Annotated in this window: 19 protein-coding genes; 12 read left to right on the top strand and 7 right to left on the bottom strand. The window is 67.1% G+C overall.

All coding sequences use genetic code 11. The annotated features are described in order from the left end of the window. Positions 1-36 precede the first annotated feature (36 nt). The 4 genes from hisA to hisB all read right to left on the bottom strand — a co-directional run bounded on the left by hisA (position 37) and on the right by hisB (position 3932). Positions 37-798, bottom strand: coding sequence for a 1-(5-phosphoribosyl)-5-[(5-phosphoribosylamino)methylideneamino]imidazole-4-carboxamide isomerase (gene hisA / locus CK625_RS01220; RefSeq protein WP_095538439.1), 762 nt, complete (start codon positions 796-798; stop codon positions 37-39). Positions 799-884: 86 nt separating this feature from the next. Beyond that, positions 885-1550 carry an imidazole glycerol phosphate synthase subunit HisH gene (gene hisH, locus CK625_RS01215; RefSeq protein WP_095538438.1) on the bottom strand — a complete coding sequence of 222 codons (666 nt, stop codon included), beginning with the start codon at positions 1548-1550 and terminating at the stop codon, positions 885-887. Between the two features lie 72 nt (positions 1551-1622). After that, entirely contained in the window at positions 1623-3236 is a 1614-nt protein-coding gene (locus CK625_RS01210; RefSeq protein WP_095538437.1) for a hypothetical protein, read from the bottom strand. Positions 3237-3299: 63 nt separating this feature from the next. Beyond that, a complete protein-coding gene (gene hisB / locus CK625_RS01205) occupies positions 3300-3932 on the bottom strand; it encodes an imidazoleglycerol-phosphate dehydratase HisB (RefSeq protein ID WP_095538436.1) in 633 nt (210 codons plus the stop codon). A 486-nt stretch (positions 3933-4418) separates the two neighbouring features. On the opposite strand from hisB, the gene CK625_RS01200 reads away from it, so the two are divergent. The 4 genes from CK625_RS01200 (at position 4419) to CK625_RS01185 (ending at position 11339) form a co-directional block, all read left to right on the top strand. After that, positions 4419-6188, top strand: a complete 1770-nt coding sequence (locus CK625_RS01200; protein ID WP_095538435.1) for a hypothetical protein — start codon at positions 4419-4421, stop codon at positions 6186-6188. A gap of 69 nt (positions 6189-6257) precedes the next feature. Continuing rightward, complete coding sequence (locus CK625_RS01195) at positions 6258-8060, top strand: hypothetical protein (RefSeq protein ID WP_095538434.1); 1803 nt, start codon at positions 6258-6260, stop codon at positions 8058-8060. A 76-nt stretch (positions 8061-8136) separates the two neighbouring features. After that, positions 8137-9423 carry a phospholipase A gene (locus CK625_RS01190; RefSeq protein ID WP_095538433.1) on the top strand — a complete coding sequence of 429 codons (1287 nt, stop codon included), beginning with the start codon at positions 8137-8139 and terminating at the stop codon, positions 9421-9423. 38 nt (positions 9424-9461) lie between these two features. Then, positions 9462-11339, top strand: a complete 1878-nt coding sequence (locus CK625_RS01185) for a hypothetical protein (protein ID WP_095538432.1) — start codon at positions 9462-9464, stop codon at positions 11337-11339. Between the two features lie 115 nt (positions 11340-11454). Here the strand turns inward: CK625_RS01185 and glmS are convergent, their stop codons facing one another. Further along, positions 11455-13350 (bottom strand): glutamine--fructose-6-phosphate transaminase (isomerizing), encoded by a 1896-nt coding sequence (gene glmS, locus CK625_RS01180; protein ID WP_095538431.1) that lies wholly within the window; start codon positions 13348-13350, stop codon positions 11455-11457. Positions 13351-13561: 211 nt separating this feature from the next. On the opposite strand from glmS, the gene CK625_RS01175 reads away from it, so the two are divergent. After that, on the top strand, positions 13562-14080 hold the full coding sequence (locus CK625_RS01175) for an Lrp/AsnC family transcriptional regulator (RefSeq protein WP_095539014.1): 519 nt from the start codon (positions 13562-13564) through the stop codon (positions 14078-14080). Between the two features lie 70 nt (positions 14081-14150). Here the strand turns inward: CK625_RS01175 and CK625_RS01170 are convergent, their stop codons facing one another. Next, entirely contained in the window at positions 14151-14882 is a 732-nt protein-coding gene (locus CK625_RS01170) for a helix-turn-helix domain-containing protein (protein WP_095538430.1), read from the bottom strand. 210 nt (positions 14883-15092) lie between these two features. Here CK625_RS01170 and CK625_RS01165 point away from each other — a divergent pair, with 210 nt between their 5' ends. The 5 genes from CK625_RS01165 (at position 15093) to creD (ending at position 21223) form a co-directional block, all read left to right on the top strand. Further along, positions 15093-15968: a hypothetical protein gene (locus CK625_RS01165; RefSeq protein ID WP_095538429.1), complete on the top strand. Its 876-nt coding sequence runs from the start codon at positions 15093-15095 to the stop codon at positions 15966-15968. 54 nt (positions 15969-16022) lie between these two features. Further along, positions 16023-18026, top strand: a complete 2004-nt coding sequence (locus CK625_RS01160) for an MFS transporter (protein WP_095538428.1) — start codon at positions 16023-16025, stop codon at positions 18024-18026. 45 nt (positions 18027-18071) lie between these two features. Next, positions 18072-18815, top strand: coding sequence for a 23S rRNA (guanosine(2251)-2'-O)-methyltransferase RlmB (gene rlmB / locus CK625_RS01155; protein ID WP_095538427.1), 744 nt, complete (start codon positions 18072-18074; stop codon positions 18813-18815). Positions 18816-19103: 288 nt separating this feature from the next. Next, a complete protein-coding gene (gene tpx / locus CK625_RS01150) occupies positions 19104-19604 on the top strand; it encodes a thiol peroxidase (protein WP_095538426.1) in 501 nt (166 codons plus the stop codon). Positions 19605-19795: 191 nt separating this feature from the next. Next, positions 19796-21223 (top strand): cell envelope integrity protein CreD, encoded by a 1428-nt coding sequence (gene creD / locus CK625_RS01145; RefSeq protein ID WP_095539013.1) that lies wholly within the window; start codon positions 19796-19798, stop codon positions 21221-21223. Positions 21224-21379: 156 nt separating this feature from the next. On the opposite strand, the gene CK625_RS13490 is transcribed toward creD, so the two are convergent. After that, positions 21380-21934 (bottom strand): hypothetical protein, encoded by a 555-nt coding sequence (locus CK625_RS13490; protein WP_143326132.1) that lies wholly within the window; start codon positions 21932-21934, stop codon positions 21380-21382. 249 nt (positions 21935-22183) lie between these two features. Here CK625_RS13490 and CK625_RS01140 point away from each other — a divergent pair, with 249 nt between their 5' ends. Beyond that, entirely contained in the window at positions 22184-23272 is a 1089-nt protein-coding gene (locus tag CK625_RS01140; RefSeq protein ID WP_095538425.1) for a PLP-dependent cysteine synthase family protein, read from the top strand. Between the two features lie 56 nt (positions 23273-23328). Beyond that, positions 23329-24492, top strand: coding sequence for an iron-containing alcohol dehydrogenase (locus tag CK625_RS01135; protein ID WP_095538424.1), 1164 nt, complete (start codon positions 23329-23331; stop codon positions 24490-24492). Positions 24493-24644 lie beyond the last annotated feature (152 nt).

Below are 24644 nucleotides of genomic sequence, written 5' to 3'. Positions count from 1 at the left end.
TTCCTGTCGGTTCAATGTGCTCGGCCTGAATCGGCCTTACTCGGCCGGATCGCCCTCGCCGTCCTCGAATTCGTCCACGCGCGCCTGGGCGCTGGCGAAGTCCAGATCCCCGGTGTAGATGGCGCGGCCGCAGATCACGCCTTCGATGCCTTCGTCCTGCACCTGCAGCAGCCGCTCGATGTCGTCCATGCCCTTGAGGCCGCCGCTGGCGATGATGGGGATGTCCACGGCCTGGGCCAGGCGCACGGTGGCGTCGATGTTGATGCCGGTGAGCATGCCGTCGCGGCCAATGTCGGTGTAGATGATGGACTCCACGCCGTAGTCCTCGAACTTGCGGGCCAGCTCAATCACGTCCACGCCGGTGACCTTGCTCCAGCCATCGGTGGCGACTTTGCCGTCCTTGGCGTCCAGGCCGACGATGATGTGGCCGCCAAAGGCGCTGCAGGCATCGCGCAAAAAGCCGGGGTTCTTCACCGCCGCCGTGCCGATGATGACGTATTGGATGCCCGCGTCGATGTACTGCTCAATGGTGTCCAGATCGCGGATGCCGCCGCCCAGCTGCACCGGCACCTGGCCGTCCACTTCCTGGAGGATGGCCTTGATGGCCGCCAGGTTCTTGGGCTTGCCGGCAAAGGCGCCGTTGAGGTCCACCAGATGCAGGCGGCGCGCGCCCGCGTCCAGCCAGCGCTGGGCCACGAGCTGGGGCTGCTCGCCAAAGGTGGTCGATTGGTCCATGTCGCCCTGCACAAGGCGCACGCAATGCCCGTCTTTGAGGTCAATGGCTGGGATCAACAGCATGGCAGATCAGAAAAAAAGCGATGTGTGCGCCTGGCGCACGGGGTTGAGGGAAGGGGGAAAAGAAAGGGGAAAAGGCAAAGGGCTGCTCACGGCTGCCAGTGCAGAAAGTTGCGGTACAGGGCAATGCCCTGATCCGCGCTTTTCTCCGGGTGGAACTGGGTGGCAAACAGGTTCTCGTGCGCAACGGCGGCGGTGAACCAGCCGCCGTAGTCGGCCTGGCCGGCGCAGTGCTCGGGCTGCTGCAGCTGGGCGTAGTAGCTGTGCACGAAGTAGTACCAGCTGCCATCGGCAATGCCGGCCCACATCGGGTGCTCGGCGTGCTCTTGTGGGCGGTACACGCGGTTCCAGCCCATTTGCGGGATCTTGAAGCGGCTGCCGTCGGGCTGGCGCTGGCCATCCAGGGCAAAGCGCCGCACGCACCCGGGCAGCAGGCCCAGCGCCGGCGTGCCGCCGCCCTCCTCGCTGTGCTCCAGCAGCATTTGCATGCCCACGCAGACGCCAAACAGCGGCTTGCTGCGCGCGGCCTGCAACACGGCCTCATGCAGGCCCGATTCGTGCAGCTGGCGCATGCAGTCGGCCATGGCGCCCTGCCCCGGCAGAACGATGCGAGCGGCCTGCGCGACCACGGCCGGATCGCGCGTGAGCACGACGCGCCAATCGGTGTCGGCCGCGGCATGGCAGGCCGCCTGCCAGACCGAGCGCAGGTTGCCGCTGCCGTAATCGACGACGGCCAGGGTGTGGCTGGGTTTCATGGTGCTCGAAACGCTGTTGTGATGCCTGGCAGACGCCGGCCCATGGCCGACGCAAGCGGGCTGTGAGAGGGATTACTGACTGTAGGTCGTGCCATTGATGGTGATGTGCTGCTCGCCCTCGCCCCAGAAGAAGAACAGGCTGCGCGTGCTCTGGCCGTCGGGGTAGCGGCGCTCCAGGGTGTAGCCGTCCAGGCGGTAGCGCACCGGGCGCTCGTCGCTGCGGTCGGAGGCGACGTTGGCGCTGAAGGTGCCGCTGTTCATCGCCGTGGTACCGCCGCGCATGCTGGAGCTGCTGCCCAGCGTGCCGTCGCGCTTGAAATACAGCGTGTCCTTGAAGGCGTAGCCGCTGGTGTAGATGTTGCCGTGATAGCTGGAAGCGGTGTAGGCCCCGTGCAGCCGTTGATCGGCGCGGGCCGGGCGCGCCGGGGTGCCCGGCGCATCTTCCCAGGCGTCCACCTTCTCCAGCTGATACTGCCCGCGTTGCTTGCGCCAGCGCCGCCACTTCCCCGGCTCGTTGGCGCGCGAGGCGCGCACGTCCAGATCGGCCGGCGGCACGCGCAGTCCGGTATAGGCCCAGCCGTCCTTGAGCAGCAGCAGGTGCTCCTCCTCCAGGCGCATGCCCAGGCTGTCGTTGACGAACTCGGCGCTGTGCAGGATGGCCTCGATCTGGCCGAGCTGCACGCCTTGCCCGGGCGGCGTGACCCATTTGAAGCGCCGCGCCTCAGCCTGGGCGGCCTCCTCCTCGCTGGGCGAAGGCGAGGCGCTGGGGCCGACGTGGCGGCAGGTCGTGCCCTGGCCCTCGTCCAGATCCTCGCCCCGGATGTAGGCCCGCCCCTGGCGGTCCTTGAAGTACACCGACACCATTTGCACCTGGCCGCGGTATTCGAAATTCAGCAGGTGGATTTTCTCGTCGATGTTCACCGTGCCCTTGTCCGGGTGGTAGCTGAAGCGGCCCGTCTTCAGGCGGCTCATGCTGCTGCGCAGCTCTTTGTTCGGGTACAGCTCCAACGTCACTTCGTAGGGGTGGCGGCCGTTTTCGACCTGGCAGAGGTATTGGCCAAAGGTGAACGCGCCGCCAATGGTGGCGCCGTCGGCGGCCAGGCCGGCATAGCTGCGATCCCGTGTGTGCTCTGGCGTGCGCTCGGGCTTGCCCGAGCTGACGGGTTCGGCCGGGGATGCGGGCGGCGCGAGCGGGCTGGCTGCCTCGCCCTGGCTGGGCTGGCTCTCGGCCAATGCGGCAGCCAGCACCTGCGCGCCTTGCTGGCCGTGCTGGGCCAGCAAGGCCTCGGACTGCTCGCTGACCAAAAAGACCAGCCTGGCGCGCCCGTCGTCCAGCGGCAGGGCCGTGTACGTGGCCACCAGCGTCCGGCCCTGGGCGTCGATGCGGTGCGTGGCGCTCCACAGCGGCGCCTTGTGCTGCAGCGCCTCGCGCGCGGCGATCTTGCCGTAGCCTTGCGAGAGCTGCTCGGCCATGCTCTGCGTCCACTGCTGGGGCGTCTGCCCCTGCATGGGCAGCGGATCGAGCGCCACGACCATGAAGATGCGCCCGCCCAGCCCGGCCGGGCTGTAGCTGACGATGCCCGGCTGCTGCGACTGGCGGCTCCAGCCGGCGGGCAAATCCCATGCCGCCAGGCCGGGGCAGGCGCAGCCGGCCAGCCAGGCAAGAAGAAGCAAGCGTTTGTTCATGGCTGGGGCCACAGACTGATCGGCTGCGCCTTCACGCCAGCTGGGCCAGGCCGCAGGCGGCCATCACAGCACCCCCTTGGTCGAGGGCATGATGCCGGCCATGCGCGCATCGCGCTCAACAGCCTGGCGCAGCGCCCGGCCAAAGGCCTTGAAGGCCGTTTCGGCCTGGTGGTGGGCGTTGATGCCCTTGAGGTTGTCCACGTGCAGCGTGGCCTGGGCGTGGTTGGCAAAGCCCTGGAAGAATTCGCAGGCCAGCTGGGTGTCGAACTGGCCGATCATCGCGCTGGTGAAGGGGATGTGGAAGAACAGCCCCGGGCGGCCGGAGAGATCGATCACCACGCGGCTGAGCGCCTCGTCCAGCGGCACGTAGGCATGGCCATAGCGGCGCAGGCCTTTTTTGTCGCCCACGGCCAGCGCCAGCGCCTGGCCCAGCGCAATGCCCACGTCCTCGACCGTGTGGTGGCCGTCGATGTGCAGATCGCCCTCGCAGTGCACGTCCAGATCCAGCATGCCGTGGCGGGCCACCTGGTCGAGCATGTGATCGAAAAAGCCAATGCCAGTGCGCAGATTGGACACGCCCCGGCCATCGAGGTTGATGCGCACGTGGATGCGGGTCTCCGCCGTATTGCGATTGACTTCGGCAATGCGATCGCCAGGATCGCTGGTTTGCGTGGGGACGAGAGCGGAGGAAGTCATGCCTAGGGCCTGTTCACACTATGCAAGGAGATCGTGTTGGGGCCGTGGCATTGTAAGAGCATCGCGCCAGCCTGCCGGCGAGTCCGGGCCCACTGCGGGCAAACCCCAGTCATGCAAGCTTTGCGCAAGCATTGACAACTCTTGTTACGCATGATTGCCTCAGCTTGCACTCCTTTTCGCCATGCGCTCATCCTCAGCCCCAGCGGCGCAATGGCGCTCCGCTATCATTGCGCCCCGACAACAACCTGCAACCACCACCAAGCCAAGCCAAAGGCCATTGCCAAGGGCTTCGGACGCCGCGCCACTTGCGTTCCTGGCCCACCCATGCCCCAGGCGCTGCGCCCCATCTCCAACGGCCCGAGACCTCACACGTCACGCAGCAGCGCCTACCATCACATGTAAGCAATTACCCTGTAGACGCACACCTGGATCACGGCCGCTGCCCGATCAGCCAACACATACATGCCACTTTCCACTGGAGGAACCATGAAAAAAACCACCCTGGCCATCGCCCTGGCCGTTGCCCTGAGCGCCTGCTCCAAGAATGAGGACAGCCCAGAGGTCGGCAAGCAGCAGGCCCAGCCCGCCGCTCCTGCCAAGGCCGACATCCCGCTGGCCTTCGCCCCCAGCGCCACCGCCTTCGTGGCCGGGGCCATGGAGCCCGCGCCGCAGGCTTACATCGACACCATCAATGGCATGGCGCAGCAATTCAAGGTCGGCATGCTGCAAAGCCTGGAGCGCGCCCGCCAGGCGCTGGCCCAGGAGGAGCAAAACGAGCAGACCGCGCGCGCCAATGCCGTGATGGACTTGCTCAAGGAGCGCCTGCAGCAGCCCGACACCCTGGCCAGCCTGGGCATGAGCCTCAAGAGCCTGGGGGCCGTCTACGAAATCGGCGGCGCGCCGGTGCTGCGCATGGAGCTGCAGGATGCGGACAAGTTCAGGGCCTTCATCGCCGAGGTGGAAACCCGCGCCGGCCAGAAGCTGGAGACTGGCGAGCTCAACGGCCAGGCCTACTGGTTCATGCCGCTGGGCGAGCAAGCGGCCCAGCCCGCCCAAGCCGCTGGCGCCGATGCGGCCAGCGCCCAGCCGCTGGAGCGCGCGCGCCTGGTGACGGCCATCGTCGGCCAGCACTTGGTGCTGGCGCTCGATCCGCAGCACAGCGCCGCGCCGCTGGCCCAACTGCTGGGCCTGGAGCGCCCGGCCCAGTCCATATTGCAGGCCGGCACCTTGACCGAGCTGCAGAAAGCCTATGGCTACAAGCCCTATGGCGGCAACATGCTGGTGGACACGCGCCGCGTGCTGGCGCTGTTCACCGAGGGCCAGTCCATTTACCCGCCGCCGGCGAACTGGAGCGAGGCCTGCCGCAGCGAATTTGCCGCCCTGGCGGCCAAGGCGCCGCGTCTGGTAGTTGGCGCCACCGAGGTCGATGGCAAGAAAGTGGGCGTGGCCGGCACGCTGGAGCTGGACAAGCCCCTGGCTGGCGAGCTGCAAAAGCTCAGCGCCCCCGTGCCGGGCCTGGGCAGCGCCAAGAAGGGCCTGGAGTTCGGCTTCGGGCTGAAGATCGATCAGCTCGCCGGCTTCCTGCAGGCCCAGGCCAATGCCGTGCAGACCGCCCCCTACCAGTGCGAGCACCTGCAGCCGCTCAACGAAGGCATGGCCAGCCTCAACCAGAGCTTGGCCGGCCTGTATGCGGCCTCGGGCTGGCTCACAGGCGCGCGCCTGGTGCTCAACGACATCAACATCGAACAGCAGCTCGTGCGTGGCATGCTGGTCGTGGCCTCGCCCAACCCCATGTCGCTGCTGGGCATGGCCCAGGGCATGATGCCTGAGCTGGCCCAGCTGGGCCTGGAGCCCAACGGCGCGGCCAAGCAGCTGCAATCGCCGATGACGGCCATGGTCAATGGCGGCCAGGATCCGATCTGGGTCGCCATGACCGACAAGAGCCTGGGCCTGGGCATCGGCGCCGATGCCAAGGGCGATCTGGAAGGCGCCCTCAAGGCCAGCGCGCTCTCGCCCGAGCCGCTGCTGTACTACCGCGTCGATGGCGAAACCTATGCCAAGAGCCTGGGCAAGTTCAACGAGCAAATGCTCAACAGCCTGGAGGCCAACTCCGCCGGGGCACAGCAGGCCAACGACATCATGGTGCCGCTGATGCAAAGCGTCGCGCAGATCTATCAAGCCATCGACTACGCCTCGGTGCGCTACCACTTCTCCGAGCGCGGCCTGGAGCTGGATCAGATCATCACCTTCAAATAAGCACGCGGCCACGGCCCTGCGGCTGCCCCCAGCCGCAGGGCCATTCCCCCTTTTTTGGAGACCTCCCCCATGAAACGACTCGCCCTCAGCGCCGCCCTGGCCCTGGCGCTGGCCGCTTGCGCCAGCATCGGCGGCCCCGGCAGCAAGAACATCCCGCTGGCCTACGCGCCGGCCGACACCGCCTTTGCCTTTGGCTCGCTCGAGCGCGCGCCCAAGGGCTACGAGCAGCTCAACCAGCACTGGTTCGAAGTGCTGCGCGCGCACATCGCCCCCAGCCTGGAGCGCGCCCTGCAGGTGCTGGCCGAATCGGACGCCGACCCGGCCAAACTGAAGACCGCCAAGGCGCTGCTGGGCCTGATGCAGGAAAAGCTCCACGCCCCCGGCGGCTTTGACAGCCTGGGCATCGACGTCAATGCACTGCTGGCGCTGTACGAAGTGCAGGCCCTGCCCGTGCTGCGCATCGAGCTGGCCGACGCCGACAAGTTCAAGGCCTTCATCGCCGAGGCCGAGGCCCGCGCGGGCGAAAAGCTCTCCAGCGCCGAGGTCGATGGCCAGCCCTACTGGTATCTGCAGCCCGAGACCGAGGCCGACGCCTACCTCAAGCCCCGCCTGGTGGCTGCGGTGCAGGGCAAGCACCTGGTGCTGACCATCGACCTGCAGCGCCCCGAGGCGCCGCTGGCGCAGCTGCTGGGCGTGCAAAAGCCGGCGCAATCGCTCATCGGCGCGGGCACCATGCAGGCCATCAACAAGCAGTACGAATACCTGCCCGGCGGCGTCACCGGCTTTGTCGATGCGCAGCGCCTGGTGGCGCTGCTGAGCGGGGCCAACGCCGCCGGCACAGGCAACGGCACGACCAGCGCCGCAGCGCAGCCCACCTGGCTGAGCGACAGCCTGCTGAACTACTTCGGCGTGCGCCTGGATGCCAGCTGCCAAAGCGAGCTGCAGGCCGCCGTCAGCAAGACCCCGCGCTTGGTCGGCGGCGCCAAGAGGCTCAGCGACAAGCAAGCGCACTACCACATGCTGCTGGAGATGGACGCAGAGCTGGCCAAGGACTTCAGCGCCCTGCCCGCCCCAGTGCCCGGCCTGGGCACGGTGCGCGGCAATTACACGCTCGGCATCAGCGCCAACCCCAGCGCCGTGGCCAATCTGCTGCAAAAACAGGCCCAGTCCATCCAGGCCTCGCCCTACCGATGCCAATACCTGGCGCCATTGAATGAGCTGGCGGCAAACGCCGGCGCCATCATCGCCATGCTGCACGCGGGCTCCAGCTGGGGGCATGGCTTCCGGGTCGATTTCAGCGACCTGAGCCTGCTGCTGCAAAATGCCGACGTGTCGCAGGAGACGGACCTGGCCAAGCTGGGCGGCACCTTGCTGCTGGCCAGCGCCAACCCCAGCGCCATGCTGGGCATGCTGCAAGGCTTCATGCCCGAGCTGGGCCAGGTCGGCCTGCAGCCCGGCGGCCCGGCCAAGCAGTTGCCCGACGAGCTCATCGAAGACCTGGGCCTGGGCAATTCCCTGTGGGCCATGGTGGGCCAGCGCGCCATCGGTCTGGCCCTGGGCGATGAGAACAAGGCCACGCTCGAAACCCTGATGCAGGCCCCGACGCCCGCCGTGCCACCCTTCATGGCCATCGGCGCATCGGGCGCGTTCTACAGCCAGCTGCTGCAAGCCTTCTCCGAGGAGGACTTGCAGGACTTGGCCGCCTGGGACTGGGAGGCGGCCTACTACCACATCACCTGGCCGCTGATGAGCGCGCTGCGCAGCATCTATGCGGAAGTGGACTACCTCGAATCGCAATGGCTGATGACCGAGCGCGGCATGGAGTTCACCTACCAGCTCGACCTGCTCGGCGGCCAGGACGTGAAAAGGTAAGCCCTCCACCGCCCTGCATCCGCCCCGCACTTGCCCAGGCCCTGCCTGGGCAAGTGCGTTTTCATCTGCCAACCCCATGCTTCCGCATCGCCCACCCCGCCCCCTGCCCTGGGCCCTGGCCGCCGGCCTGGGCCTGTCGCTCAGCGCCCCGGCCACGGCACAGCCGGCGCAGGCCGCGCCGCCCGCGGCCACCCTCACCGTGCACCACTGGCAGCAGTGCGACCAGCTGCGCCACAGCGATGCCGCGCGCCTGGCCTGCTACGACCAATGGGCCGCGCAGCAGCGCCAGCCTGGCCTGGCAACAGCGCCTGCCGCGCCCGAAACATCCGCCCCCAGCGCCGCCACGGCAACGGCCACGGCAGTAACGACGACAGCGGCCCACGGCGGCGGCCATGCCGATGCCCAGCCCCAGGCCAGCGGCAACGGCCTGCGCGCGCCAGCTGGCGCCGATGCGCTGGCGCTGCAGCCGCCAGCCACCGTCGTCGTCAGCGCCAACGACGGCTGCCGCAATCCCGCCTTTGGGCGCACGGCGCGCATGTGGGAGCTGGACGCCGACACCGATTGCGGCAACTTCCGCTTCCGTGGCTATCGGCCGCTGACCATTGGCATCGCCATCGGCGACGCCGTCAACCGCCAGCCGCACTCGCCCGCCCATGCCGACACGCCGCCAGCGCGCCAGCCCTACCAGCACCACGAGGCGCAGCTGCAACTGTCGGTGCGCACCAAGCTCGCCAGCCACCTGCTCACGCGCGGCCACCCCACCAAGCGCGATTCGCTGTGGTTCGGCTACACGCTCAATGCCCAGTGGCAGGCCTTCAACGGCCAGATCTCGCGCCCGTTTCGCAACACCGACCACGAGCCCGAGCTGATCTACATCTACCCGCTGCTGTGGCAACTGCCCGGCGGCGCGCAGCTCAGCCACGCCGGCCTGGGCCTGAACCACCAGTCCAACGGCCAGAGCGACCCGCTCTCGCGCAGCTGGAACCGCTACTACGCCATGCTCGGCATGGAGCTGGGCCCCCACTGGACGCTGCAGGCCCGGCTCTGGCAGCGCCTGAAGGAAAAGCCCGGCCAGGACGACAACCCCGGCATCAGCGCCCGCATCGGTCGCGCCGAGTTGCTCTCAACCTGGGAGCTCAGCCAGCGCAACACCCTGGCGCTGACGCTGCGCCACCCGCTGCGCGGACAAAACGGCGGCTCGGCGCGGCTGGAGTGGTACCGCACGCTGGGCCAAGGCTTCATGGGCGGCAAAAGCAACCTGCGCCTGCGCACCAGCCTGTTTCACGGCTATGGCGACAGCCTGATCGACTACAACCTCAAGCGCACCACGCTCTCGATCAGCCTGAGCCTGTTGGACTTCTGAAACGCCCAAAAACTATTCCACCACCCGGAGGACTTCCCATGCCAGTAGCCCACCGCCTTCTCCCCCGCCCCAGCCTGCGCCGCCCGCGCCTGCTGGCCAGCGCCCTGGCCGCCAGTGCGCTGGCGCTGTTGAGCGCCTGCAGCAGCGTGCGCACCGAGCACCCGCTGCAATACGCGCCGCAGCACAGCCTGTACGCCGTGGCCAACCTCGAACCCCCGCCCGAGGCCGCGCAAGCCTTCGATGCGCAACTGCTGCGCCCGCTGCAACCCATGTGGGACAGCCTGCTGCAACTGCTGTCCGAAGACCCGAAAACCACCGAATCGCCCCGCGCCCAGCGCATGCTGCAATGGCTGCGCGAGGTGGACCGCACCGCCAAGGAGCAAGGCCTCAAAGGCTTTGGCCTGGCCCCCGATGCCTTGTTCGCCCTGTACGAAGTGCAGCTGCGCCCAGTGCTGCGCCTCAGCTTGCATGACGTACCGCGCGCCCGCGCGCAGATCGAACAACTGCTGGCCGCGCTGGAGCTCACCCCGCAAGAACATCAACTCGGTCAGCACGCCAGCTACTGGGCCATCCCGCTGTCCGGCCAGTCGCAGTCCGAGCGGCCACTGCCGCCCCTGCCGCTGCCCGCCGGGCAGGAGCAAGCCCAGGCTGTGCAGCAAGCCCTGCAAGAACTGCAGCCCCAGCTGCTGCTGGGGCTGATCGGCCAGCACCTGGTGCTGGCCATCGAGCCGGGCAACACGCCAGCCCTGCCTGTGGCCCAGCTGCTCGGGCTGGAAAAGCCCGCGCAAAACCTCTACCAGGCCAAGACCCTGCACGAAGTCAACCAGCGCCACGGCTTCCTGCCCTACGGCGTCACCGCCTGGATGGCCAGCGAGCGCCTGCTGCCCCTGTTCGGCCTGGGCAGCGATGCCCAACTGGCGCAGCAGCGCCGCATCACCACGCTGCCGCCCAGCTGCGCCGCCGACGCCGCCGCGCTGGCCGCCCAACTGCCCGAGCTGGCCAGCGGCATCACCCACTGGGACGCCAAGCGCAAGGAGCGACGCAGCACCGTGGTGCTGGAGCAGGCCCTGCGCCAGGGCCTGGCCGCCCTGCCCGGCCAACTGCCACAAGCCCCAAGCGGCCAAAGCGCCGTCAAGCCGCTGCTCGAAATCGGCCTGAGCCTGCGGCTGGACAAGCTCGCCAGCTGGCTGCAACAGCAGTCCAGCGCCCTGGCCGCCCACCGCAGCGACTGCCTGGCGCTGCAGCCGCTGCAGCAACTGGCGCGCCAGCCCGATCTGCCCCGCGCCCTGGCCCCGCTGTACGCCATCGGCCCCAATATCCATGGCTTTTACGCCATGCTCACAGGCATGGACTTTGAAAGCATGCTGCGCCAGGGCCCATCACAGCCTCAGCCAGAGATCGAAGTGGCCATGCTGTTTCTCAGCGACAACCCGCAGGCCCTGCACTCCTACGCCAGCCTGATCGACAAAGAGCTGGCCCGCCAGCCCCTGCAAGCGGGCGCCGAGCCGCGCCCACTGCCGCCGGGCACGTTCAGCGCTGCGCCCCATCTGCCCGCCTGGCTGGGCCTGGGCCAGGGCGGCGTCGGCCTGGCCGTGGGCCCCAGCGCGCTGCCCGCGCTCAAGCAACTGATGCAGCAGCCCGCCCAGTCACAGGGCACGCTGTTCCAACTGCGCTACTACGGCAGCCTGCTGGGCGATGGCCTGCTGCGCATCTCGCAGCAGGGATACGAGGAGTATCTGAATAAAGCCCAGGAGCAACTGCCCGAGCGCGCACCCGAAATCGCCGCAAGCCAGCAATGGGCCACGCCCATCTTCAACAGCATGGCCGAGTTCCTGCGCAACCTGCACACCATCGAAAGCCGCCTGGGCGTCGGCCCGCTGGGCCTGGACCACTACAGCAGCCTGCAACTGCGATAAGCCGCCAGCCAACCAGCCGCCACAAGGCGCTGCTTGCCATCCTCCCGGGTGGCAGCAGCGCCTTGTTTTTGCAGGCTCTTGTGTTCCTTGCACTGGCGTGCAATCGCCAATGTGCTTACTCCACCGTCACGCTCTTGGCCAGGTTGCGCGGTTTGTCCACGTCGGTGCCGCGGCCCAGGGCGGTGTGGTAGGCCAGCAGCTGCAGCGGGATGACGTGCACGATGGGGCTGAGCCGGCCGTAGTGGCCGGGCATGCGGATGACGTGGATGCCTTCGCTGCTGTCGATGTGGGTGCTGGCGTCGGCCAGCACGTACAGCACGCCGCCGCGGGCGCGCACTTCCTGCATGTTGCTCTTGAGCTTTTCCAGCAGCTCATCATTGGGGGCCACCACCACCACGGGCATGGCGCTGGTCACCAGCGCCAGCGGGCCGTGCTTGAGCTCGCCGGCCGGGTAGCCCTCGGCGTGGATGTAGCTGATCTCCTTGAGCTTGAGCGCGCCTTCCAGCGCGATCGGGTAGTGCTTGCCGCGCCCGAGGAACAGGGCGTTGTCCATGCGCGTGAAGGCGTGCGCCCAGCTGATGATCTGCGGCTCCAGCGCCAGCACGGCCCGCACGGCGGCCGGGATGTGGCGCAGCTGCTGCAGCTCGGCGGCCAGCTCGGCCTCGTCCATCACGCCCTTGACCTGCGCCAGCGTCAGCGCCAGCAGGTACAGGCCGGCCAGCTGAGTGGTGAAGGCCTTGGTGGAGGCCACGCCGATCTCCACCCCGGCGCGGGTGATGTAGGCCAGGCTGCATTCGCGCACCATGGTGCTGGTGCCCACGTTGCAAATGGTCAGCGTGTGCGGCTGGCCCAGCGACTTGGCGTGGCGCAGCGCGGCCAGGGTGTCGGCGGTCTCGCCCGACTGGCTGATGACCACCACCAGCGCGCGCGGGTTGGGCACCGAGCTGCGGTAGCGGTATTCGCTGGCGATTTCCACCTGCACGGGGATGCGCGCCATGGCCTCGATCCAGTATTTGGCCACCAGCGCGCTGTAGTAGCTGGTGCCGCAGGCCAGGATGAGCAGCGAGTCGATCTCCTTGAAGACGCTTGCGGCGCCATCGCCAAACAGCTCCGGGCCGATGGAGAGCACGTCCGTGAGGGTGTCGGCCAGCGCGCGCGGCTGCTCGAAGATTTCCTTTTGCATGTAGTGCTGGTAGGGCCCCAGCTCGGCGGCGGCGGCGAAGGCCTGCACGGTCTGCACCGGGCGCTGCGCCGCATCCAGCGGGCGGCCCTGGGCGTCGGTGATCCAGTAGCGCCCGGCCTGCAGGTCCACCAGATCGCCTTCTTCCAGGTACACGATCTGGTCGCTCACGCCCGAGAGCGCCATGGCATCGCTGGCCAGAAAGTGCGCGGCCGGCTGGCCGGGCACGATGCCCAGCACCAGCGGCGAGCCCGCGCGCGCGCCCACCAGGCGCTGCGGTTCGTCGCGGTGCATCACCGCCAGCGCATAGGCGCCCTGCAGCTGCGCCACGGCCTGGCGCAGCGCCTCGAACAAATCGCCCTCGTAGAGGCTGTCGATCAGGTGCGCCACGACCTCGGTGTCGGTGTCGCTGCCGAAGCGGTAGCCCTTGGCCTCCAGCGCGCGGCGCAGCGCCTCGTAGTTTTCGATGATGCCGTTGTGCACCAGCGCCACGCGCGCGGCCGCCTGCGGCACGACGGCCGGGTCGATCTGCGGGCCGAAACTGAAGTGCGGGTGGGCGTTGTCCATCGACGGCGCGCCGTGCGTGGCCCAGCGCGTGTGGGCAATGCCGGTGCCGGCCCGCAGGCCCTGCTCGGCCGCCTGGGCCTGCAACTGCGCCACCCGCGCCGTGCTGCGGCTGCGCTCGATGCCCAGCGCCGAGTCGGGCGCAAAGCTGGCGCGATGCACGGCCAGGCCGCAGGAGTCATAGCCCCGGTATTCCAGACGCTGCAGGCCCTGCAGCAACACGGGCACCACATCCTGCTGCGAGACCCCGCCGACGATTCCACACATACGCAACTCTCCCTGTGATTTGGATGCAGACCTTGCTCAAGAATCTGCGCAACGCGCCCCGGCCCACCCCGCAACGGCGGGCGGCCTGGGCCACACATGGGCGGCATGCTAGCCAGGGACGAAAGAAATTTGCTTTTGTTTTTGGTCTATTTTTCAAGTAAAATTTCACTGATTGGATTTCACGAAATTTGATTTCATTCAGCAATCAAAAATGAAGAAAAGCATCGACGACACCGACCTGCAATTGTTGGAACTGCTGCAGCGCGATGCCTCGCTCAGCCAGCAGGCCCTGGCCGAGCGCGTGGGCATCTCGCCTGCCACCTGCCTGCGGCGCGTGCAGCGCCTGCGCGAGGCGGGCATTCTGGCGGCCCAGGTGGCGCTGGTCGATCCGTGGGCGCTGGCGCGCGCCAGCGGCCAGCCGCCGGGGCTGTGCTGCATCGTCGAGCTCAGCCTGGATCGGCAGGACGCCCAGGCGCTGGCGGCCTTCGAGCAGCTGCTGCAGCAGCACCCCGAGGTGCAGCAGTGCTGGCGCGTGAGCGCCGGGCCCGATTTCATTCTGGTGGTGCACACCCTGGACATGCAGCACTACCAGGCGCTGGCGCACGCGCTGTTCACGCAGCAGGCCAATGTGCGCAACGTCAAGGCCTATTTCGCCACCGCGCAGGCCAAGCGCGGCACGGCCATCCCGCTGCCGGGGCGCGCGGCGTCAGCGTCAAAGTCAGCGCCGTAATCGGCGCAAAGCTCAGCGCAAAGGCCCGCGCAAAACTCGGCGCACAGCTCGGCGCACAGGCCGCAACCGCTCAGCGGCGCAAGGCCTTGAAGGCCGAGTACTCCCAGCGGCGCAGCGCCAGGATCATGGTGTAGCCCTCGCGCTCGCCGGGCGGCACTTTCTGGTCGCTCAGGTGCTGCTGGGAGAAATCCTGGCCCAGGCGCTGCATGCGCTCGAGCAGGCCGGGCGCGGCCGCGCGGCTGATGCTGCCGTGCACCAGAAACAGGCCCTCGTCCTCGTGCGCAAAGGCCCCGCCCAGGTAATCCAGCGCCACGTGCTCGCGAAAGAACTGCATCACCGGGCCATTGGGGCGCCATTTGAAGGTCTTGGCCAGCTTGAGGCGGTAGCGGTTCATGGGCCGCAGCTCCAGGATGCCCAGGCGGTCGAGCTGCGCCAGGTACTTGACGCACTCGGCCTCGCTGAGGTGGTAGGCGGCCACCATTTGCTCGACCGACCACAGGCTCATGGCGTTGACGGCCACCAGCAGCAGCTTCTTGTCGGCCACCACGGCGCGCTCTTGCTCCACGCTCAGCTGCGCCAGCTCGGGCTGCTGATCGACCACGCGCCGCGCCAGCTCGGCAAAGTCCGTGCCCAGCGCGCGGCAGATGGCGTCGATGCGCGACAGCGGCATCTCGCCGCGCGAGAGCATGCGCTTGACGCTGGACTCGGCCATCTCCAGCGCCTGGGCCAGATCGGCGTAGGTCATGCGGTTGGCCTTGAGTTCCTGCTTGATGACGCTCACCAGGTCCTGGGTGGTGCTCATGGGCTTGCTCCTCTTCTCGTGTGCTGCGCAGCCGGCCTACCGATCGGGACTGCCAGCGGCAAAAGGTATCAATAAAAGCTACTTTAAGGCATTGAATACGCAATCCAAAGCAAATCAAGGCACTTTTTGGCCCGCCGGTTTCGATACTTCGCGGCGCTGGGTGCATGTGCACCCCCATCCATCACCTGCCGATTGTTTTGGAGCCACACCATGCCCGCCAAGAAATCCTTTGTGCTTGCCGCATCCTTTTCCCCCTCGTTTGCCATGGTCGATGGCAGCCAGTACACGGCGCAGGCGCGCTCGGCGCAGCAGCTGGCGCGCTGGGCCCTGCTGGCCTTTGCCGCGCTGCTGACGCTGCTGGCGGCGCTGTTGCCGCCGGTGCAGCAACTGGCGCACTACCACGATTTTGCCGACCAGCGCGGCCTGCTGGGCCTGCCCAACGCCATGGACGTGCTGACCAATCTGTGCTTTCTGGCTGCCGCCATCGTCATCGCCCGGGCCATGCGGCAGTACCGCCGCGCCATGCAGCGCGCCCATGTGCGCAGCATGCCGCTGTGGTGGCACCTGTGCGGCCTGGCGGCGCTGGGCTTTGCCGCCACCGCGCTGGGCTCGGGCATTTACCACTTGCAGCCCGACGATGCCGGCGTGCTGTGGGATCGCCTGGCCATGGGCATCGTGTTTGCCGCCATCGTTGGCCTGGCGGTGCGCCAGATCGCCTGCGATACCAGCGCGCTGCTGGCCACGGCGCTGACCTTTGCCGCCAGCTGCGCCAGCCTGGCCGTGTGGCATGCCACGGGCAATTTCACGCCCTGGAGCGTGCTGCAAGGCGGCGGCATGGTGCTGCTGCTGGCCATTGGCCTGGGCACCCGCCTGGGGCTGCCGCGCAGCGCAGGCATGCCGGCGCTGGGGTTGCTGGCCATCATCGGCTGGTATTTGCTGTGCAAGGCGTGCGAGCTGGGCGACCACGCGCTGTTCGAGGCCAGCGCCGGGCTGATCTCGGGCCACAGCCTCAAGCATGTGCTTGCCGCCGCAGCCGGCTGGCCCATTGCCCGCATGCTGTATAACGCCACTCCCATGCGCCGTTGAGCCCTTGATGCCTGTCAGCCCCCCGCCCTCTTTCCCATCCACGCCGAGCGCCGCATGAGCCAACACCGCCCTACCCACCCCGTCAAGGCCGATGAGGTCAACCAGTTCAAGCTGCTGGGCCAGCGGCGCTTTGCGCCGTTTTTCTGGACGCAATTCATCGGCGCGGCCAACGACAACCTGTTCAAGTTCGCCCTCACGGTGCTGCTGACCTACCAGCTGCAGGTGGCCTGGCTGGAGCCGCAGATGGCCGGGCTGGTGATTGGTGCGGTGTTCATCCTGCCCTATCTGCTGTTCTCGGCCACGGCCGGGCAGCTGGCCGACAAGTACGCCCACGCGCTGCTGATCCGCCGCCTGAAGCTGCTGGAGATCGCCATCATGCTGGTGGCCGCGCTGGCCTTCTGGTTCGATGCCGTGGCCGTGCTGCTGGCCTGTGTGTTCGCCATGGGCCTGCAATCGACGCTGTTCGGCCCGGTCAAGTACGCCTACCTGCCCCAGCACCTGAACGCGGCCGAGCTCACCGGCGGCAACGGCATGGTGGAGATGGGCACCTTCGTCTCCATCGTGCTGGGCAGCCTGGCCGGCGGCATGCTCATCGACCTGGGCGAGCCCGGGCGCAAGTACGTGACGCTGGCCAGCCTGGCGCTGGCCGTGCTGGGCTGGGCCAGCAGCCGCGCCATCCCGCAGACGGCGCCCACCGACCCGGCGCTGCGCATCGACTGGAACCCCGTGCGCGAGACCTGGCAGAACCTGCGCCTGGCCCACGCCCAGGCCGTGGTGTTTCGCTCCGTGCTGGGCATCAGCTGGATGTGGTTCGTCGGCTCGGTGCTGATGAGCCAGTTTCCCGTCATCGCCAAGGAGGTGCTGCACGGCAACGCCCAGGTCGCCTCGCTGCTGCTGACGGTGTTTGCGCTGGGCATCGGCATCGGCTCGCTGCTTTGCGAGGCGCTCTCGCGCAAGCAGGTCGAGATCGGCCTGGTGCCCGTGGGCGCCATCGGCATGAGCTTGTTCCTGCTCGATCTGTACTTCGCCACCCGCAGCCTGCCCGCGCCCGCCCAGCTGCTGGATGTGCCGCAATTCCTGGGCGCGGCGGCCAACTGGCGCGTGCTCATCGACCTGCTGCTGCTGTGCCTGTTCACCGGGCTGTACAGCGTGCCCATGTACGCGCTGGTGCAAATGCGCTCGCAGCCCACGCACCGCGCGCGCATCATCGCCGCCAACAACATCCTCAACGCGCTGTTCATGATCGCCAGCGCCGTGCTCACCGCCGCGCTGCTGCAACTGGGGCTGACGATGCCGCAGATCTTCCTGGCGCTGGCCATCGGCAATGCCGTCGTTGCGGCCTACATCTTCCTGCTGGTGCCCGAGTACCTGCTGCGCTTCATGGCCTGGGTGCTCACGCACCTGATCTACCGCTTTCACATCCAGGGGCGCGAGCACATCCCCAGCGAAGGCCCGGCCGTGCTGGCCTGCAACCACGTCAGCTTCGTCGATGCCATCTTGCTGCTGGCCGCCAGCCCGCGCCCGATCTACTTCATCATGGACGAGCGCATCTTCCGCAACCGCCTGCTGGGGCTGATCTTCCGCTTTGCCAAGGCCATCCCCATTGCCTCGCAGCGCGACAACCCACAGGCCTTCGAGGCCGCCTTCGAGCGCGCCGCCCAGGTGCTGCGCGAGGGCGATCTGCTGGGCATCTTCCCCGAAGGGGCCATCACCCGCGACGGGCAGCTGCAGCGCTTCAAGCGCGGCATCCACAAAATCACGGACGATGCCCGCGCCCAGGGCCTGGACGTGCCCATCATCCCCATGGCGCTGTCCAATCTGTGGGGCTCGTTCTTCTCGCGCATCGAAGTGCGCGGCGGCCAGAACGTGGCCATGGTGCGGCCGCTGCGCCGCGGCTGGCTCAACCGCGTGGGCCTGCACGTGGGCCCGGCCATGGACAGCGCCAGCGCCACGCCACAGCTGCTGCAGGCGCGCGTGCAGCAATTGCTCGATCAGGCCCAGCCGGCCGGCAAGAGCGGGCACGGCGCCGCGCCAGACCTGGGCACAGGCGCGGGATAATCGCCCGCTTTGGCCCTGCCGCCAGCGCCCCCCACTGAACCTGCCATGTCCGAGCCCAAAAAAGTCCTGTTCGGCTTTCACGCCGTCACCGTGCGCCTGAAGACCGCGCCCGATTCCATCATCGAGGTGCTGATCGACCCCAGCCGCCGCGATGCGCGCATGCGCCAGTTCATCGCCCGCGCCAAAGAAGCGGGTGTGCGCCTGATCGAAGCCGATGCGCTGCGCATCGCCCGCCTGGCCGGCAGCCACGGCCACCAGGGCGTGGCCGCGCGCGTGCAGGCCCTGGCGCCCGCGCGCGGCCTCGATGAGCTGCTCGACGCGCTGGCCGAGCCGCCGCTGCTGCTGGTGCTCGACGGCGTGACCGACCCGCACAACCTGGGCGCCTGCCTGCGCGTGGCCGACGGCGCCGGCGCCCATGCCGTCATCGCCCCCAAGGACCACGCCGCCGGCATCAACGCCACCGTCGCCAAGGTCGCCAGCGGCGCGGCCGAGACCGTGCCCTACTTCATGGTCACCAACCTGGCGCGCACCCTGGGCGAGCTCAAGGAGCGCGGCATCTGGGTGCTGGGCACCAGCGACGACGCGCCGCAATCGCTCTACCAGCAAGAGCTCACCGGCCCCACGGCCCTGGTGCTGGGCGCCGAAGGCCCGGGCATGCGCCAGCTCACACGCAAGACCTGCGATGCGCTGCTGCACATCCCCATGCAAGGCGCGGTGGAAAGCCTGAACGTCTCGGTGGCCAGCGCCGTGTGCCTGTACGAAGCGCGCCGCCAGCGCCTGCTCAGGTAAGAGGTTCTGAGAGCCTGTTCAAAATCTTTGCACGGCGGTCAAGAGAGCGGATTTGGGCGCTCTGCTGCGTTGCAAAACCTCGCCATAGCCCCAGCTATGGCTGCGTTTTGCGCCTTGCAGCCCACCCCAAACCGCTTCTTGCCCACTCGCGCCGAGATTTTGAACAGGCTCTGACAGCGCCAAGCGCCCGCACGGCCTGGTGCGACAATGCACGGGCTTTGCCTCTCACCCCCACGCTCTGGCGCTGCCAGGGCGGTTTCACCCAGCCCTCTTTTTTTGGAGCTCCTCATGACCCAAGTCACCCTCAAAGGCAACCCCGTCGAACTCAAGGGCAGCCTGCCCGCCCCCGGCCAGCAGGCCCCGGCCTTCTCGCTGGTGGGCAAGGACCTGGCCGAGCGCAGCCTGGCCGACTTCAAAGGCCAGCGCAAAGTGCTCAACATCTTCCCCAGCATCGACACCCCGACCTGCGCGCAATCGGTGCGCAGCTTCAACGAAGAGGCCAGCGCCCTGCCCAACACCGTCGTGCTATGCATCTCGGCCGACCTGCCCTTTGCCCAGGCGCGTTTCTGCGGCGCAGAAGGCCTGGACAAGGTCGTCATGCTCTCCACCCTGCGCGGCCGCGCCTTCCATGAGGACTACGGCGTGGCCATCGCCAGCGGCCCGCTGGCCGGGCTGACCGCGCGCGCCGTGGTGGTGCTCGATGAAAACGACCGCGTGCTGCACAGCCAGCTGGTGGGCGAGATCGCCAACGAACCCGACTACGCCGCCGCCAAGGCCGCGCTGCAATAAGAAGCTGCCCCAAGCGCCAGCTCGCCATTGCCCCCAGCCACCGCCTTGCCGGTGGCTTTTTTTCGCCCTGGTCATGCGCGCGGCGGGGGTTTTGATGACAGGCGCGGCCACTTCATCTTCGCTTCACCTGGATTTCTCAAGCGCTGAGCACACTTGCGGCCACTGTGCTCATCAACAAGAAAGGCCCTCTCATGCAATACCGGCTCGCAACCAAGATATTCATCATCGGCGCCCTGGTCATCGTGCTGCAAATGGCACTGATGATGATCTATGGCCAGGTGCAGGATCGCCAACGCCTGCACCGCAAGGTGCAAAACGACATCGCCCAATCGGCCGCTGGCGCGCAAACCCTGATCGGCCCGGTGCTGCTGATCGAATACCAGGAAGAATTCGAGGAACAGGTGCACGATGCCCAGACCGGCCAGACCAGCACCCAGCTGCGCCAGCGGCAGCAGCGCCACTTGCTGCCCGCGCAGCAGCTGGACTGGCAAGGCCAGGCCGATGTGCAAACCCGCCAGCGCGGCATCTACCACGCCAACCTGTTCCAGTCGAGCTGGAAGCTCAGCGGCCAGTTCACGCTGCCGGCCTGGCTGGGCCAGCAACCGCAGGGCCGCACCCTCTCGGCCCAGGCCTATCTGGTGCTGGGCGTGAGCGACCAGCGCGGCATCACCAACAACCCGCTGCTGCACATCGACGGGCGCGAGCTGCCCTTCCAGGTCGGCAGCCGCGAGGTGCTGGCCACCCCGGCCATCCACGCCAATCTGGGCGAGCTGGACCTGAGCCAGCCGCACAGCCTGCCCTTCACGCTGGCGCTGCAGCTCATGGGCTCGCAGCACCTGTCCATCGCCCCCACGGCCGAGCTGACCAACGTGCACCTGCAATCGAGCTGGCCGCACCCGAGCTTCCAGGGGCGCTTTCTGCCCAACACGCGCGAAGTGCGCAGCGACGGCTACAGCGCCAGCTGGCAAATCTCGCACCTGGCGCGCGACTTCGAGCAAACCCTCAAGGCCGGCAAGGCCGTCGCCAGCACATCGGGCCGCTATGGCCATGACAGCGCAGCGCAGGCCGAAGTGCTGGGCGTGAGCTTCATCGACCCGGTCAACATCTACGTGCAGGCCGAGCGCGCCGTCAAATACGGGCTGCTGTTCATCGTGCTGACCTTCGCCGCCTTCTTCCTGATCGAGACCACGCGGCGCATCGCCATCCACCCGCTGCAGTACCTGCTGGTGGGGCTGGCGCTGTCGATCTTCTTCCTGCTGCTGGTGGCGCTGTCCGAACACCTGCCGTTCTGGATTTCCTACGGCATCGCCGCGCTGGCCTGCGTGAGCCTGATCACGCTGTACCTGGGCGCAGTGCTGCGCAATCGCCTGCACGGCCTGGCCTTTGGCGCCGGCATCACCGCGCTGTACGGCATCCTCTACGGCATCCTGCGCTCCGAGGACAACGCCCTGCTGATGGGCAGCGTGCTGCTGTTCGTCGCACTGGCCGCGCTGATGCTGGGCACACGCCACATCGACTGGTACAGCCTGATCGGCCAGAGCAAGGCCAGCGCAAACCCCGCGCCCTCCAACGACAAAGCCAGCAACAAAGCCAGCGACAAAGTGAGCGCGCAGGCCTGATTGCATCGCCTGTCATCACAAGTGCGCAGCACCCCAGCGCAGGCCCTGGCAAGCCAGGGCCTGGCGCGCGTCAATAACAGGCATATCAAAGTACCGATGCGAGAAAATCCCATCTATTCAGCCCCATTACAGAATCTTATTTATTCGCCCTTCTTATCAGCCACCAATATTTTTGGCCTGGGATGGACTTTCAGCATAGCCAGATGCAACGAGACCCAGCGCCCTGAGATATCTGGTTTGATATTCCACTTTCGTCACACGACTCTTTTTTATATCAATCAAGCCATCATAAAAATTACCCAAAGGATCAATCCCCTTCATCTCAATCCACTTAGAGCTGCAACCAACAACAATGCCAGCATAAAAAGAATACACAGACTCCCGCTCCAGATGAATCCCCACAATAGCACCTCTATCAATAAGATAGTCATACAAATTGTCGATGACACCAAACTCTCTTTTACAACCCATCAAATCATTAGAAAAATCATCGCCAAGAGAGCCAAAGAAAGCGCGCATCATTTTGATTGAAAAGCAGTCAAACTTCAGCGACTTGACATACTTTCTTGCAATAAAACACATCCCATCCACATACAACTCATCAGTGATCTCCGACCCGCATAAAAAACCATCAACTACACCAAAGCGGACGATATTCACATAGGGAATAGCTTTGCGCCGCACAACTTTACATACGTTGCTCAAAAACATAACAAAAACTCATTCAAAAAAACCAATCGAGAAAGTCAGCTAAATAACCCTTCAGGGCTTTAATCATGATCGGAGAAATACGGCGACCGACGTGACCCAAGCATTTTTATGCAAAGCGAGTTGCATTTCAGAATTCCCGTGTTTTTCAGTGACTTTACAGGCCCTGCAGGCTTTCGCGCGCCATGAGTGACCTGTGGCCGCGCTTTGCATGGCCGCGCAAGCCGGGCGCCGTCAATAGAATCGGCCCCCATGCCACAACACACATCGCCCCCCTCCCCCACGGCGGCCGGCCACAGCGCCTGGCTGCACCAAGCCATCGACCGCATCGAGGCCGATTACCAGCGCAGCGCCGACACGCACCTGATCCCGCTGCCGCTGCCGCGCTTTGCCCAGGTCGGCATTGATCTGTACCTCAAGGACGAATCCACCCACCCCACCGGCAGCCTCAAGCACCGGCTGGCGCGCTCGCTGTTTCTGTATGCGCTGTGCAATGGCTGGATCGGCCCGCAATCGACCATCGTCGAGGCCTCCAGCGGCTCCACCGCCGTCAGCGAAGCGTATTTCGCGCGCCTGCTGGGCCTGCCCTTTGTGGCCGTGATGCCGCGCAGCACCTCGCCCGAGAAGATCGCCCTGATCGAGTTCTACGGCGGGCGCTGCCATTTCGTGCAGCAAGCCGGCCAGGTGTATGACGCGGCGCGGCAGATCGCCGCCGAGACCGGCGGCCACTACATGGACCAGTTCACCTACGCCGAGCGCGCCACCGACTGGCGCGGCAACAACAACATCGCGCAAAGCATGTTCACGCAGATGCAGCGCGAGCGCCACCCCATCCCGCGCTGGATCGTCGTGGGCGCGGGCACCGGCGGCACCAGCGCCACCATTGGCCGCTACGTGCGCTACCAGCGCTACGCCACTGAGCTGTGCGTGGCCGACCCGGAAGGCTCGGTCTTTGCCGATTACCACCGCTGCGGCGATGCCGGCCTGAGCGCGCCGGGCTCGCGCATCGAGGGCATTGGCCGCCCGCGCGTGGAGCCCAGCTTCGTGCGCACGCTGGTGGACCGCATGGAAGTGGTCAGCGATGCGCAATCCATTGCCGCCATGCACGCACTGTCGCAACTGCTGGGGCGGCGCGTGGGCCCGTCCACCGGCACCAACTTCGTGGCCATGCTGCGCCTGGCCCAGCACATGCAGGCCCAGGGCGAGCAGGGCTCCATCCTCTCGCTGCTGTGCGATGCGGGCGAGCGCTACCTGCCCACCTACTACAACCCACAGTGGCTGGCCGGCCACATCCAGACCTGCGAGGCCAGCGCGCGGCAGATTCAGGAGCTGATCGTCTAAGAGCCTGTTCAAGACCTCTGCGCGGCCCGCAACAACAAGCATCAGGAGACACCCACATGGCCTTCATCAATTACGTCACGCAAGTCCAGTTCGACTTTGGCGCCATCGCCCTGCTGGCTGGCGAATGCCAGCGCATCGGCATCACCCGCCCGCTGCTGGTCAGCGATGCCGGCGTCAAGGCCGCGGGCATCGTCGATCGCGTGCTGGCCCAGCTCAAGGGCATGGACTGCGCCGTGTTCGACGCCACGCCGCCCAACCCCACCGAGGCGGCCGTGCGCGCGGCCGCGCAGCGCTACCGCCAGCAGCGCTGCGACGGCCTGATTGCCGTGGGCGGCGGCTCGGCCATCGACTGCGCCAAGGGCGTGGCCATCGCCGCCACGCACGAGGGCCCGCTGACGCGCTACGCCACCATCGAAGGCGGCTCGCCGCGCATCAGCGAGGCCGTCGCGCCGCTGATCGCCATCCCCACCACCAGCGGCACCGGCAGCGAGGTGGCGCGCGGCGCCATCCTCATCGTTGACGATGGCCGCAAGCTCGGCTTTCACTCCTGGCACCTGGTGCCGCGCGCGGCCATCTGCGACCCGGAGCTGACGCTGGGCCTGCCCCCTGGGCTGACCGCCGCCACCGGCATGGACGCCATCGCCCACTGCATGGAAACCTTCATGGCCGCCGCCTTCAACCCGCCGGCCGACGGCATCGCGCTCGATGGCCTGGCGCGCGGCTGGGCCCACATCGCCCAGGCCACGCAGCACGGCCAGGATCGCCAGGCGCGCCTGAATCTCATGGCCGCCAGCATGCAAGGCGCCATGGCCTTTCAGAAAGGCCTGGGCTGCGTGCACTCGCTCAGCCACAGCCTGGGCGGCATCAATCCGCAACTGCACCACGGCACGCTCAACGCCATCTTCCTGCCGGCGGTGCTGCGTTTCAACGCCCAGGCCCCCAGCGTGCAGCAGGAGCGGCGCATGCAGCGCATGGCCCAGGCCATGGGCCTGGCCCTGCCCGAGCAGGCCAGCGCCGCGCAGGCCGCAGCGCAACTGGCCCAGGCCGTGCAGGCACGCAATCAGGAGCTGGGCATGCCCAGCGGGCTGGCCGCCATGGGCGTCAGGCAGGCCGACTTCGACCTGATCATCGAGCGCGCGCTGCGCGACCACTGCCACGCCACCAACCCCATCGAAGCCAGCGCGCAGGACTACCGGCAGCTGCTGCAAGAGTCCATGTGAACGCCAAGAGCGCGTTCTTCTCGAACGTTGGCAAATCCAAGACCTGGCCGCTGACTGGCATCGCAATCTTGCAGGTAGCTCGCTTTCGTCATGCCCGCGAAGGCGGGCATCCAGCGCCCCCCTTGCGTACGAGAGGATCGGAAAACGGCAGC

It is taken from the genome of Vandammella animalimorsus (assembly GCF_002285265.1).
Lineage (GTDB): Bacteria > Pseudomonadota > Gammaproteobacteria > Burkholderiales > Burkholderiaceae_C > Lampropedia.
The sequence above is the reverse complement of the archived record's forward strand: the minus strand, read 5'-3'. Positions and strand labels throughout refer to the sequence as shown.

What these genes read in the sequence shown, in the direction of transcription:
- hisA (WP_095538439.1), bottom strand. Translation starts at nt 798, where the DNA reads ATGCTGTTGATCCCAGCCATTGACCTCAAAGACGGGCATTGCGTGCGC.
- CK625_RS13490 (WP_143326132.1), bottom strand. Translation starts at nt 21,934, where the DNA reads ATGTTTTTGAGCAACGTATGTAAAGTTGTGCGGCGCAAAGCTATTCCC.
- CK625_RS01185 (WP_095538432.1), top strand. Translation starts at nt 9,462, where the DNA reads ATGCCAGTAGCCCACCGCCTTCTCCCCCGCCCCAGCCTGCGCCGCCCG.
- CK625_RS01175 (WP_095539014.1), top strand. Translation starts at nt 13,562, where the DNA reads ATGAAGAAAAGCATCGACGACACCGACCTGCAATTGTTGGAACTGCTG.
- CK625_RS01165 (WP_095538429.1), top strand. Translation starts at nt 15,093, where the DNA reads ATGCCCGCCAAGAAATCCTTTGTGCTTGCCGCATCCTTTTCCCCCTCG.
- CK625_RS01195 (WP_095538434.1), top strand. Translation starts at nt 6,258, where the DNA reads ATGAAACGACTCGCCCTCAGCGCCGCCCTGGCCCTGGCGCTGGCCGCT.
- tpx (WP_095538426.1), top strand. Translation starts at nt 19,104, where the DNA reads ATGACCCAAGTCACCCTCAAAGGCAACCCCGTCGAACTCAAGGGCAGC.
- CK625_RS01210 (WP_095538437.1), bottom strand. Translation starts at nt 3,236, where the DNA reads ATGAACAAACGCTTGCTTCTTCTTGCCTGGCTGGCCGGCTGCGCCTGC.
- glmS (WP_095538431.1), bottom strand. Translation starts at nt 13,350, where the DNA reads ATGTGTGGAATCGTCGGCGGGGTCTCGCAGCAGGATGTGGTGCCCGTG.
- CK625_RS01170 (WP_095538430.1), bottom strand. Translation starts at nt 14,882, where the DNA reads ATGAGCACCACCCAGGACCTGGTGAGCGTCATCAAGCAGGAACTCAAG.
- CK625_RS01140 (WP_095538425.1), top strand. Translation starts at nt 22,184, where the DNA reads ATGCCACAACACACATCGCCCCCCTCCCCCACGGCGGCCGGCCACAGC.
- hisH (WP_095538438.1), bottom strand. Translation starts at nt 1,550, where the DNA reads ATGAAACCCAGCCACACCCTGGCCGTCGTCGATTACGGCAGCGGCAAC.
- rlmB (WP_095538427.1), top strand. Translation starts at nt 18,072, where the DNA reads ATGTCCGAGCCCAAAAAAGTCCTGTTCGGCTTTCACGCCGTCACCGTG.
- CK625_RS01135 (WP_095538424.1), top strand. Translation starts at nt 23,329, where the DNA reads ATGGCCTTCATCAATTACGTCACGCAAGTCCAGTTCGACTTTGGCGCC.
- CK625_RS01190 (WP_095538433.1), top strand. Translation starts at nt 8,137, where the DNA reads ATGCTTCCGCATCGCCCACCCCGCCCCCTGCCCTGGGCCCTGGCCGCC.
- CK625_RS01200 (WP_095538435.1), top strand. Translation starts at nt 4,419, where the DNA reads ATGAAAAAAACCACCCTGGCCATCGCCCTGGCCGTTGCCCTGAGCGCC.
- CK625_RS01160 (WP_095538428.1), top strand. Translation starts at nt 16,023, where the DNA reads ATGAGCCAACACCGCCCTACCCACCCCGTCAAGGCCGATGAGGTCAAC.
- creD (WP_095539013.1), top strand. Translation starts at nt 19,796, where the DNA reads ATGCAATACCGGCTCGCAACCAAGATATTCATCATCGGCGCCCTGGTC.
- hisB (WP_095538436.1), bottom strand. Translation starts at nt 3,932, where the DNA reads ATGACTTCCTCCGCTCTCGTCCCCACGCAAACCAGCGATCCTGGCGAT.